This is a genomic window from Acinetobacter pittii (assembly GCF_034064985.1).
In the GTDB taxonomy this organism is placed as follows: Bacteria; Pseudomonadota; Gammaproteobacteria; order Pseudomonadales; family Moraxellaceae; genus Acinetobacter; species Acinetobacter pittii_H.
The window spans coordinates 192,782-205,309 of sequence record NZ_CP139249.1 but is presented as its reverse complement, the minus strand read 5'-3'; the positions used below and the strand labels follow the sequence as shown (position 1 = coordinate 205,309).

8 protein-coding genes are annotated in these 12,528 nt (G+C 39.4%); 3 read left to right on the top strand and 5 right to left on the bottom strand.

Features of this window, described 5'->3' with window-relative positions; all coding sequences use genetic code 11:
• Positions 1-680 precede the first annotated feature (680 nt).
• On the top strand, positions 681-1,589 hold the full coding sequence (omp33-36, locus tag SOI76_RS00915; protein ID WP_032054482.1) for a porin Omp33-36: 909 nt from the start codon (positions 681-683) through the stop codon (positions 1,587-1,589).
• Positions 1,590-1,650: 61 nt separating this feature from the next.
• On the opposite strand, the gene SOI76_RS00910 is transcribed toward omp33-36, so the two are convergent.
• From SOI76_RS00910 to SOI76_RS00895, 4 genes are all read right to left on the bottom strand, one after another.
• Entirely contained in the window at positions 1,651-3,618 is a 1,968-nt protein-coding gene (locus SOI76_RS00910; protein WP_104080052.1) for a BCCT family transporter, read from the bottom strand.
• Positions 3,619-3,785: 167 nt separating this feature from the next.
• The gene (locus SOI76_RS00905) at positions 3,786-4,478 is read right to left on the bottom strand and encodes an ion channel (protein ID WP_205668442.1); all 693 of its coding nucleotides are present in this window, start codon (positions 4,476-4,478) and stop codon (positions 3,786-3,788) included.
• Positions 4,479-4,645: 167 nt separating this feature from the next.
• On the bottom strand, positions 4,646-6,361 hold the full coding sequence (locus SOI76_RS00900; protein WP_068564525.1) for a cation acetate symporter: 1,716 nt from the start codon (positions 6,359-6,361) through the stop codon (positions 4,646-4,648).
• A 1-nt stretch (position 6,362) separates the two neighbouring features.
• Entirely contained in the window at positions 6,363-6,695 is a 333-nt protein-coding gene (locus SOI76_RS00895; RefSeq protein ID WP_016142785.1) for a DUF485 domain-containing protein, read from the bottom strand.
• A 182-nt stretch (positions 6,696-6,877) separates the two neighbouring features.
• On the opposite strand from SOI76_RS00895, the gene luxQ reads away from it, so the two are divergent.
• Positions 6,878-10,375 carry a PAS domain-containing hybrid sensor histidine kinase/response regulator gene (gene luxQ, locus SOI76_RS00890; protein WP_104080051.1) on the top strand — a complete coding sequence of 1,166 codons (3,498 nt, stop codon included), beginning with the start codon at positions 6,878-6,880 and terminating at the stop codon, positions 10,373-10,375.
• A gap of 388 nt (positions 10,376-10,763) precedes the next feature.
• Positions 10,764-11,531 carry a hypothetical protein gene (locus SOI76_RS00885; protein WP_005066850.1) on the top strand — a complete coding sequence of 256 codons (768 nt, stop codon included), beginning with the start codon at positions 10,764-10,766 and terminating at the stop codon, positions 11,529-11,531.
• Positions 11,532-11,574: 43 nt separating this feature from the next.
• Here SOI76_RS00885 and agmR read toward each other — a convergent pair whose 3' ends face one another.
• Positions 11,575-12,225 (bottom strand): response regulator, encoded by a 651-nt coding sequence (agmR, locus tag SOI76_RS00880; protein WP_002122041.1) that lies wholly within the window; start codon positions 12,223-12,225, stop codon positions 11,575-11,577.
• Positions 12,226-12,528 lie beyond the last annotated feature (303 nt).

Genomic DNA, 12,528 nt, shown 5'->3' with positions numbered 1-12,528 from the left:
CTTCACATAATTCTTATTAGAATTTTTAGATTTTCTTATAGATAAAAAAAAGCTCAACCTTGGGGAAAGCTGAGCTCGTAAAGTCTGATGTGGTATACACATCGTATCTGGGCAAGCACTTTAAATCCTAAAAACGTTAGGCAGTGAACTTTGCCACTGAATTATGTGATTTATCTCTACTTTTGTAAAGTTGATTAAATTAATCAGAATTAAAACTTTAATCGTTTTTTTAACTTAAAATAGAGATTTCTTTTACTTTATTCACTTATATAATAATTAAGAATAGTTAAATTTTTTAGCTAAACTAATCTAAATATTGTTAACTATTCCTCAAAATAAAACAAATTAGATAATAAAATGGCCATTTTTTACCCACTTTGTAAACAAAGCGATACTTTTATTAATGTTAAAACCGATCAACATAATCTGTTTTTCCAATAGCAATTGTAATATCTTTTTAATATTTACTTCTTAATTCATAACGAAATATAATTATTAGCTTATTGTAAATGTTCATTTTTTTATCAGGTTGACAATTCACTTTTCATTTGATTAGTTTTTCACCAATTTTAACATAAGTGTCAAATATCTTTAACATTACCTTTTCTATATTATTGACTTCATAAATTGTTACAATACAATGACCCCAGCTTTATCTCTTGTTAATGCTGGAAATGATTATGAAAAAACTTGGTTTAGCCACTGCTGTATTATTAGCCATGACCGGTGCTCATGCTTATCAATTTGAAGTTCAAGGTCAATCTGAATACGTTGACACAACTGCAAATGATAAAAACTTCACTGGTGACGTTGCTGGTACATTCTATTTAAAAAATGTTGATACCGCTAAAGGTCCTTTAGCTGAAGCAGCTTTCTTGAACCAAGCTTCTAGCGTATCTTTAGGTTATAGCTACCAACAGTATGACCAAAACAACGGTTTAAACTACCACGTTGGTACATACGGTGTTAAAGGTGAGGCTTACGTTCCTACTCCTTACCTTCCTGTATACGCTAGCGCAACTTATAACCACACTGATGTTGATGGTAAAAACGCTATCTCTCGTGATGACAACGGTGACCGTTATGCATTAGAAGTTGGTGCTATGTTGCTACCTAACTTCTTGATGACTGTTGGTTATACAAGTGTTGCTAACCAATTCGCTTTAGACAACTTTGGCATCATCAGCAACGGTATCTACTCTGCTGTGAACCAAACTGCTGCGATCCAAGACGACCAAGATGCTGTTACAGCTCGTGCTAAATATGTAGGTCCAATCGATGGAACTAACATGGCAATTGGTTTTGAAGCTGCTGGTGCTTTCGGTCAAGAAAATCAATATGGTTTAAAAACTGACCTTTACTTAACTCCTAAGTTAAGCGTTGGCGCATCGTTCATTGGTAACGATGGTTCAGCTGACATCAAAGGCAATGATCTTGGTGAATTCCGTCAAGCTTGGGGTGGTAACGTAAACTACTTCATTACTCCAGCTTTAGCAGTTGGTGCATCTTACATGAAAGCTGACGTTAAAAATGCGTCTACTAGCTACGATACACAAACTATCGGTTTAAATACTAAATTCCGTTTCTAATTTAAATTAGAAATCGAATTAAAAAAAGGACTCATTTGAGTCCTTTTTTTACAGCTAAAGATTAACTTCGTACAATATTTAAGAAATATAAATGACGTTCATACTGATCAATAATGTCTTGAATTAAATCTTCTTGAGTCCAATCCATTACATCATAGTTCTGCCCACCCTCTCTTAAAAAGACTTCAGCTTGGAAATATTGCCCATCTTCAGCCTCAGTACGTCCGATTAAAAAACTTGGCGGCACTGTTTCACGTGAAACAACTTTATAAATAAAATTAATTTCATTGTGATGATCGACTCGAAGTTGCATCCCATCCTCAAGTTGAGTAATTGAAACTTCTAAATGACGGCGTCTAAATTCATGTTTGATATTTTCAAACGCACGAGCCACTTGTTTTTCGATATATTCTCTAACCTCTTCTTCACTATGAGGATAGTGCATGATTAAACCTAGCCGCTGTTGCCAGCTTCTTGGATTATGAATGGCACGTGGTGTAATACGTGCTTCCTGAATTGCCTGCATTTTCGTAACATCAAGATGTAATGCTTTTATTAATCCCCAACTCATGAACAGCATAACCACAGTAAACGGCAATGCGCTCATAATGATTGAAGATTGAAGTGCAGCCAAACCACCGACTAACAATAAAATAATGGCGAGTACAGCCATTAGTACTGTCCAGAACAAACGCTGCCAAGTTGGTGAATTTTCAGTTTTTGCAGTTAAGTAGTCTGTTACCAATGCTCCCGAATCAGCAGAGGTCACAAAGAATAAAACCACTAGAACGGTAGCCAGAATATTCATGACACCTGACCATGGCAAGTGCCCTAAGAATTCAAACAGTGCAACTGATGAGTCTTGCTGAACAGCCTGAATGAGAGTGGTTTGATGTTCATGAATAATGCTAAATAATGCAGCGTTTCCTAAAAAGCCCATCCAGATAATGGTAAAGCCTGTCGGGATGAGGAGAACCCCTACAATAAATTCTCGAATGGTACGACCACGTGAAACCCTTGCGATAAACATACCCACAAATGGCGACCAAGAAATCCACCAAGCCCAATATAAAATTGTCCAACCACCAATCCATCCATTCGGCTGATAAGCGTATAAATTGAATGTCATGGTAAAAAGATTAGAGATATATTGCCCAGTGTTTTGAATAGTGGTTTGGAGTAAATAGATACTTGGACCGGCGATAAAAACAAATAGTAATAAGATTAAGGCTAAGACTAAGTTTAGCTCTGATAAGCGTTTTACCCCTTTATCAAGACCTAAGAATACAGATAAGGAGGCTAAAATACTCACAAAAATAATGAGTAAAACTTGAATATGGGTGCTTTGCTCAACACCGAACAAATAATGTAAACCCGAGTTAATCTGAGTAACACCGAACCCGAGAGAAGTCGCTACACCAAATACCGTACCAATGGTCGCGAATATATCGATGCTGTCGCCCCATGGTCCATAAATCTTTTTACCAATGAGCGGATAGAGTGCTGAACGGGTCTTTAAAGGTAAATTATGTCGATAAGCAAAATAAGCCAATGCCAATCCCACTACTGCATAAATTGCCCATGCATGTAAGCCCCAGTGGAAGAAGGTTACTCTGAGCGCTTGCTGAGCTGCATCAATAGTCTGGGCATCCCCACTCGGTGGATTAACATAATGCATGACGGGTTCGGCAACACCGAAGAACATGAGACCGATTCCCATCCCTGCTGTAAACAGCATGGCAAACCAAGACCCATTATTATATTCAGGCTGGCTGTGATCAGGCCCTAACTTAATCCGGCCTATTGATGAGCAGGCGATATAAATCAATAAAATGAGAAAGAAGGCAACAGATAAAACATAAAACCAGCTAAATGAATCGGTAATCCATTGTTTTAATTGCTGCGTTAGAAGTTCAAAGGAACTCGGGGCGATCACCACAACTGCTAAAAATAAGGCAATAATAATGACCGTACCAAAAAATACGTTAGGATTAACGTTTGCGAACCAACCTGGTTGTTTGGAAGGCATAACTCCTCCATGTTATTTTAATGAAAAGTGACAGGCATTAAGCCAATAAAGATATTCACGGAATGAACAAAGTTAAATCTTTCAATAGAGAAAGCCGATAATACTCTAAATAAACTTAAATAATATTGCAGTTACAAAGGTGTAAACAAATTGAAACACCTTCTTCTTTATTTGTCGGTATTTCTCCTTGGAGGATGAGCAATATACTGTAGAGCAATCAAACGTGTAACAATCAAAGCGAGATACATCACGCCGCAAAACATTTGTAGCATCGCTAAAACGCGTGCTGGCGGACTAAGCGGCATTAAATCAGATAAGCCTGTCGCTGACTGTAAGCTAAAACTCAGGAAGAGTAGATCTAACCACGTCTGTAAATGATGAGTATTATTTGGATTTTGGAAGCTAGCAGGAATCAATAGCTGACAAATGTTATAGAGAAATGCAAAGCCCCAAGCCAGCAGAGTAAAAACTGCAGCCGCTGCAAATAATTCATCTCTTGTTAAATATCGGTCAGCAAACATATAACGAAATAAACCATACGCTGCCGAAAAATAAGCTAACGCTTCACAACTATGAGCAAATATCTGGATCGTTAAATTGCTATAGCCTAATAAAATAAAGACCGAAGATATAATCGCTCCACTGACAAAGCTTAGACCCAGAAAAGTAAACATGGGGGTTTGGCGAATCACTTTGGCAATAATGAGTAAGGCAAGTACTCCTAATGCCCAAGTGAGAGTTCTATAAGATGCATCGTGAAAGGTCAGCATAGCTAAGATCAATAAAACAAACTGAACCAGCAACAGCCACGCAGAAGGTAGCAATCGAAAGCTCGCCCAGAACTCGATAATAGAGCGCATTTAATTATTTTCCTTTTTCGTTATATTTTGAATTATAGAAAATCATACTGTACAAAAAATAGGATAAACAAGTTGTTCTTTATTAAAAAACTCTTTCATCTCAGTATATAAGATAAACAAAAAAAGCCCCTAAGGGCTTTTAATGAGGTAATTACTCAGTATTGATTTTAGTGATCTGACGCACCAGAAGCACCGATACCTGTCATTGAACGAACATATTGGGCATCGAATGCAGCACGCTCTTGTTTAGCACGTGCAGAGTTGTCAGTCACCGAGAAGAACCAACAGCAAAGGAATGACAATGGCATCGCAAATAATGCAGGACCATTGAATGGGTTAACTGGTGTATCAGAGATTTTTAAAGTATCTACCCAAACCGCTTTAGACAGAACAATAAGTACTACCGCTGTTACAAGACCAACTACACCACCGATAACTGCACCACGAGTGGTTAAACCTTTCCAGAACATTGATAGAACAAGAATAGGGAAGTTCGCACAACATGCCACAGAGAACGCTAAGCCCACCATGAATGCTACGTTTTGTTTTTCAAACAAGATACCCAAAATCATGGCAAAGATTGCTAAACCAAGTGTCGCAATTTTTGACATACGAAGTTCTGAAGCTGGAGTCGTTTGACCTTTTTTGAATACGTTAGCGTATAAGTCGTGTGAGATTGCAGATGCACCTGAAAGTGTTAAACCAGCAACAACAGCAAGAATCGTTGCGAACGCTACTGCTGAAATGAAGCCCATGAATAAGTCACCGCCTAAAGCGTCACTTAAATGCACGGCTGCCATATTATTACCACCAACGAGCTCAAGCTTGCCTGATACCGCCATTTTCGCAACATCAAGGAACTGTGGGTTGTTTGATACGAAAAGGATCGCACCGAAACCAATAATGAAAGTTAAAAGATAGAAGTAACCAATGAAACCTGTCGCAACCACAACCGATTTACGTGCTTCTTTTGCGTCTTTTACAGTGAAGAAACGCATAAGAATGTGTGGAAGACCCGCTGTACCAAACATGAGTGCTAAGCCAAGAGACAATGCATCAATCGGGTTTGCGGCAAGTTTACCTGGACCCATAATTTTTGCAGCTTCTTCAAAGCTTACGCTGTGAACTTTACTGAATACTTCAATTGATTGAGTGAACATGTTGCTGAAGCTGAAACCAACCGCTTTCATCACCATGAATGCCATGAAAGTCGCACCACTAAGCAACATAACCGCTTTAATGATCTGTACCCATGTTGTTGCCAACATGCCACCAAAGATCACATATGCCATCATTAATAGACCAACGATGACAACAGCGATGTTGTAGTTCAAACCAAATAGTAATTTGATGAGCTGGCCCGCGCCTACCATTTGAGCAATCAAGTAAAATGCAACAACAACAAGCGAGCTTAAGGCAGCTAAGGTACGGACCGGTTTTTCTTCGAGACGGAATGACACTACATCTGAAAGATTGTATTTACCGAGGTTACGTAAACGCTCTGCAACCAAGAATAAAACGATTGGCCAACCTACCATAAACCCAAGAGAATAAAGTAAGCCATCAAAACCCGAACTAAACACCATCGCGGAAATACCGAGGAAAGATGCAGCTGACATATAGTCACCGGCAATTGCCAATCCGTTTTGGAAACCGCTGATTCCGCCCCCTGCGGTATAGAAATCTTGTGCTGATTGAGTTTGTTTTGCAGCCCACTTAGTAATAAACAAAGTGAAACCAACAAAGATGACAAACATGATGATAGCGTGCCAGTTGGTAGCTTGTTGCTCTGCTTCACCTAAGTCCGGGCTTGCCATAGCAACAGTTGAATATAGCGATGCTGCTGCCAATAAGGCTTTCGCTTTTAATGAATTCCATTTCATATTAGTGTAATCCTTTCTCATGCGTGATGGCTTCAACTTCCTTCAACGCTTCTTCACTCAACTGGTCAAGGGTATTGTTTGCGATATAGGAATACACGCCACACAGTAGGAAAGATAAAACGATAATTCCTAAGCCTAGTGGAATACCCCATGTCGTTACACCACCACTAAATGAACTCATCAAAAATTCTTTGTTGTAGCCAACAAGTAGCATAAAGCCCACATAAAGCACTAACATAATGATTGTGAGCGTCCAGCTTAATGCACTTTTTTTCTTGACCATTTTCTGAAACTTTGGATTGTGTAGAATCTTTTCTACTTGGCTTTGATCCATAACCAAACTCCTTGCCCTGTGCCCAACCTTGGTCACTTTTTTAATAGTAGTTTCTCATTATTCAAATTAGCAAAATTACGTGTAATTCGTAACTTAGACTTTGGTCGTTAAAATTTAATCAATTTATAGCTTTGTTCCTGCTTGGGGTATGATAGGCACAAGGTTTTAATCATGTAGGTCATATGAACAGCTGGCTGATTATTGGGGTACTCACACTTTATATAGCACTCTTATTCATTTGTGCTTTTTTTGGCGAAAAGCATGCTAGTCGCCTGAGTACACGTGGCCGGATGTTCCTGTTTAGTTTGACCTTAGGTGTTTACTGTTCATCTTGGACATTTTATGGTGCAACCGGAGCTGCCGTCCGAGAAGGTGTTATTTTCTTACCTATTTATTTAGGTCCGCTGTTATTTGTCTGGTTTGGTTACGATATCTGGCGACGTTTAGGCCGAGTACGTCAGCACCACGCGATTTCCTCAATTGCCGACTTTGTTGCTGCACGTTATGGCAAAAGCGGCGTATTGGCATCGCTGGTTACGATCTTGGCAGTTATTGCGATTATTCCCTACCTCGCCCTACAGTTACGTGCAATTGCCTTAAGTACATCAGTCATATTGGAACAAAATGCTCATATTCATACGACCACCAATAGCGTTTTGCTTTTAACCAGTGTCCTTGCGATCTTAGCCATGATTTTTGGTACAAGGCAAATTGCAAACACCGAACAGCATGGCGGCCTCATGTTAGCTGTCGCTTTTGAATCTTTTGTAAAATTATTCGCACTGATTTGTGTCGCTTTATTTTTTATTTTTGAGGCACCCGCGAACTTAGTTCAAGTCACAGCCGACGTAAACCAAACCTTTCAAGAGGTTCAATTATTTGGGGTCCCTGAAACTTTCTGGATTCAGACATTATTGGCAGGCCTCGCAATTATCTGTTTACCCCGACAGTTTCATGTAGCGGTTGTTGAATTACGTGATGAAAAGCATATTCGCGGTGCACGTAAATGGTTTGCGGCTTATCTCATTTTAACGATTCTAGCTATTATCCCGATTGCAAGCTGGGCTTTACATGCAGCGCCAAAATTCCTAACAGTGCCCGATGTTGCAGTACTCTCATTACCCCTCAGTTATAATCAAGAGTGGTTAGCCCTACTGGCCTTTTTAGGTGGGTTTTCTGCCTCAACAGGTATGTTACTTGTTTCATCTGTTGCATTATCTATCATGCTCAGTAACGACTTGATTATGCCTGCCCTGTGGCGGTTCAAGTTGCTTTCGCGACACGATAAACACTTACCGAAAGTTCTTAAATTTAGCCGTCGTATTAGTATTGTCGCAGTAATGCTTCTTGGCTTTTTATTCTTCCATTTCTTTAACGATATTAACCAGCTTTCAGTATTTGGTTTATTAGCATTTAGTGCGGTTGCCCAGTTTGCACCGGCTCTCATTGGTGGCTTGTATTGGCGAGGCGGAAGTCGTCAAGGTGTCTATGCTGGTCTTATTGTTGGATTCTTAATGTGGAGTTACACATTACTGTTTCCAACGATCTTACGTAGTTTGCCGGAAGCCTATCAAGAAACAGCCCAAAGTATTTTGCTTTTTGGTCCTTTGGGAATTAATGCATTACGTCCAGAATCACTTTTTGGTTTTGAATCATTTGCACCTTTAACCCACGGCGTTATTTGGTCTCTCGGTTTAAATATTGTTTTATATATCTGGATTTCTAAACTTTACCGCCCAAGTGTGGCAGAACAAATTCAGGCAGAAAGCTTTTTTTATTATGAAACTAAGCCTCTGCCATCACCACATACTTCTACCGATTTGACCTATTTACCCCACGATGCTGCACGTTTAAAAGTAGGTGATCTGTTCGCCCTTGCTAAAAGAATTACGGGTGAGCAACCCACAACACAAGCGTTCGAGAACTTTTGTGAGCAAAATCATCTCACACTCAATCCGAATAGTATTGCCAATGGCATGTGGTGGCGATTCACCGAGCAATATCTAGCTGGCATTATCGGCGCAGCCTCTGCACGTACGTTACTGACCACAGCAATGATCAATAATGGTTTGGCATTAGGCCAAGTCGCCAATATTTTAGACCAAGCCTCACAGTGGCAACGGTTTAATCAAAACCTGCTGATGACCATGATTGACCACATGACCCAAGGGGTAAGTGTGGTCGATAAAAATATGTGTTTGGTCGCTTGGAACAACCAATATTTAAAACTATTTGGCTACCCAAAAGATTTAGTCTATGTGGGTTGTCCAATTGCCGATCTGATTCGTTATAACGCTGAACGTGGCGAATGTGGCCCCGGTTCAGTCGAAGAACATGTTCGTAAACGCTTACACTGGATGAAAGTCGGAAGTGCGCATGAGTTTGAACGTATTCGTAAAGATGGACGCGTTATTCAAATGCGTGGTAATCCTATTTCAGGTGGAGGCTTCGTTACAACGTTCGCCGACATTACTGCTTTCCGTGCAAATGAGGCAATACTCGAAGCCCGCGTAAAAGACCGAACCCAACAACTTGCCGATGCTTTAACCGAGCAACAGCTGGCGCGCGAACAAGCCGATATGGCCAATATGTCAAAAAGCCGCTTTATTGCTGCGGCCAGTCATGACTTATTACAACCCATGCATGCTGCTCGTCTCTTTAGTACTGTTCTTGAGCAAAGCATTGCAACCGAAGAAGATCGTCAAACTCTACAGCAACTTGACCGTGCTCTGTATGGTGCAGAAAGTATGCTCTCTGCCCTACTCGATATTGCACGTTTGGAAGGCGGCACCATACAACCAAAAAGACAGCCTTACCCTCTGCACGATTTATTAAGCGATCTTGAACTCCAGTTTAAATCGATTGCTGCACAGCGAAATATTTCATTAAAAGTTCATGATGTATCATTCTGGATTGACACAGATCCACAGTGGATTCGACGCATTATTCAAAACTTTGTGAGTAATGCACTGCGTTATACCGCCAAAGGCCGAGTGATTGTTGGCGTATTACGCTCAGCTCAAAAACCTGGACACATTCGAATTGGTGTCTGGGATACAGGTCCCGGAATTGCCGAAGAGCAACGTATTAAATTATTTCAAGAATTTGAACGCTGTGGGCATTTATCGCCTTGGGGCGAACAAGGTTTAGGTTTGGGGCTTGCTATTGTGCAGCGTATGACGGGTTTGTTGAATTATCCAGTCCATGTCTATTCGCAACTCGATAAAGGCTCCTGCTTTATGATTGAGGTTCCGGTGGTAGAAGCTCCAAAAGTGATAACCCCAACCGTACAGGCAGTACCTTTAAAAACTAAGGCTTACCGAATTTTATGTTTAGACAATGATGAAACCATTCTTGAGGGTATGAGCAGCTTATTAGGTCGATGGGGTTATGAGGTTTTTAAAGCCACTGAACCTGAACAAGCACTTGAAATTATTCAAAAAGAGAATATTCAGGTCTGGCTTATCGATCAGCATTTAAATAATAACCAACTCGGTGTCGATTTTATTTTGCAAAATCGTCAACATGATGTTCCGGTTGCTCTGATTACAGCCGACTCTCATCCTGAGTTACCTCAACAATTGAAAGAACTGAATATTGTTTTACTCAAAAAACCGCTTAAGCCAGCTTCTTTAAGAGCATGGCTATCGGGTCTTAAAATTGCCAGTGAGACAGATTAATTTTTTTCTCTCCCAAACCTTTAATAAGTTTGGGAGGAATTTTTGGCAAAAATTATAGGACTAATTTAAGCCAATAGGCAGAACTGCTCAAAAAGTCTACTTTTGATGATTAAATAATTGGCCAAACTTTCCAATAGTCCTTTTTCTATGGCAAAGCTCACCTTTTTTGTAAGTGAACACTTGTATACTTAGTTACAATTTCATAAGCTTCTGTTTTTTAAAATTATAATTAGATAAAAACAACCATATACGACTTTAGTCGTATTCTACTTGCATTCTTCATGACACATAAATATTCAAAACCAATTTATTCTATGTACAGCTATTTTTATAAGCCATTTCCATATTAAGCACCCCTGCTCACGAATTAATGCAAAGGACAATTGCCATGAATATTTCTGATAACAGCCCACAAGGCCAACTTTCGTCTCAACAGTTTTATCGTCAATACAGTGCCAATGCTTTACTTCCTGAACTAGATTGGCAAAGTATTTTCCCCCACAGCAAGCTCAATGAAGCCCATATCAAAGCGTTAAATACAATTTATCAATGTGCCGTCCCCCTCGCACTCAATGTATTCCACGACCTAAATTTTGATGTATTTGCACCTGCGGCTTATCATCCTCAAGGTTTAGGCTTATTTGATAAATTGGCTCAACAAGAAGAGAACTTTTTAAAAGTTCTTAGCGCTGAAAGTGAAAATCTTGACCATGACACACGTCATCAAATCTGGAGCATGCTACTCCGTGGCGGTGCTGTACTCGTTTTCAAAGCTTGGCTTGGCCATGTCAAACTCGGCGAGAATCAGTTAGATATGACTCAATTTGATGAATTATCTGATTTACTCTTTATTAAAACGCACCCCGATCAACTTGCTGAACGACTACATGTTGATGAAAAAGCAAAACTCGACCATATCTTCTTAATGTATGGCAATGACATTTTCCTTGATCGCTTCAACAGCCTAGAAACAGCTGCACTTTTTGTAGATTTAGGCGTTTATGACGCAGCATTCTTAAGCCTACGTGATGACCGTGTGGCTGAATATTTAAAAATGAAAGGCTACGTGACTCAAGAACAAATTGATGATTTGCAATGTGCACTTAATCCGTTGTACTGCGACAGCCTAACACCTAAGCAAGATTGCCTCGCTTAAGTGACACCTATAAAAAAGACCTCAATCGAGGTCTTTTTTCTTTTTAGATTTTCTTATCTTCAATATTGAGTGCACTAATCGCCAATACGGCTTGTGTACGGTTTTGCACACCTAACTTTCTAAAGATAGCCGTTACGTGAGCTTTAATCGTTGCTTCTGAAACATCTAGCTCGTATGCAATCTGCTTATTTAACAAACCTTCCGCAACCATCATCAAAACACGGAATTGTTGAGGTGTTAATGATTGAATACGTTCAGCTAAAGCAGTTTCATCTGCTGCTCTTGGGTCAAGGTTAAGATTAGATGGCAAATTAGGTGGTAACCAGATATCACCTTCTAAGACTTGACGAATCGCTTCGCCAATATGACTTGGATGAGCCGACTTAGGAATATAACCCATCGCACCATGAGCGATTGCACGCTGGATGATTGAAGTTTCTTCATGTGCAGAAACAACAATAATCGGAATAGATGGATACTGTGCTCTTACATAAACCAGAGCCGAAAATCCTGAAGCACCCGGTAAATTTAAATCGAGTAATACTAGATCAGGTTCTGCCCCATTTTCCAAACGCTCATAAAACTCATCAACCGAGGCTGTTTCATGAATTTGTGCCTGTGGCAGGCTATAACGTACTGCTTGAATTAAAGCATGACGAAACAAAGGATGATCATCAACGATTAAAATATTCATAAGCGATTAAAGTAATCTTGAGCATAAGTATGGCCTATTGTAACCCTACTATTTAGATGAAAGATACGTTCATCTTATCCATTTTTATGCAAAATGTTGATAAATGCAGAACTTAGCCAAGATTTTGAGATGTTTTTTAACTTTTAATCAAAATTAATCTTTTTTTTATATAAGCTTCCTTTTTATTATAAAAAATATATCACCTATAATTATATAAAATAAAAACAGCAACTTAATAGAAAAACAAAGTATAAAAATCCACTATTTATCTTTTATATTTAAAACTGATAAGGTTGACCAATT

Bases quoted from the DNA above. Each gene is read 5' to 3' on its own strand.
- omp33-36 (WP_032054482.1), top strand. From the start codon at position 681: ATGAAAAAACTTGGTTTAGCCACTGCTGTATTATTAGCCATGACCGGT.
- SOI76_RS00910 (WP_104080052.1), bottom strand. From the start codon at position 3,618: ATGCCTTCCAAACAACCAGGTTGGTTCGCAAACGTTAATCCTAACGTA.
- SOI76_RS00905 (WP_205668442.1), bottom strand. From the start codon at position 4,478: ATGCGCTCTATTATCGAGTTCTGGGCGAGCTTTCGATTGCTACCTTCT.
- SOI76_RS00900 (WP_068564525.1), bottom strand. From the start codon at position 6,361: ATGAAATGGAATTCATTAAAAGCGAAAGCCTTATTGGCAGCAGCATCG.
- SOI76_RS00895 (WP_016142785.1), bottom strand. From the start codon at position 6,695: ATGGATCAAAGCCAAGTAGAAAAGATTCTACACAATCCAAAGTTTCAG.
- luxQ (WP_104080051.1), top strand. From the start codon at position 6,878: ATGAACAGCTGGCTGATTATTGGGGTACTCACACTTTATATAGCACTC.
- SOI76_RS00885 (WP_005066850.1), top strand. From the start codon at position 10,764: ATGAATATTTCTGATAACAGCCCACAAGGCCAACTTTCGTCTCAACAG.
- agmR (WP_002122041.1), bottom strand. From the start codon at position 12,225: ATGAATATTTTAATCGTTGATGATCATCCTTTGTTTCGTCATGCTTTA.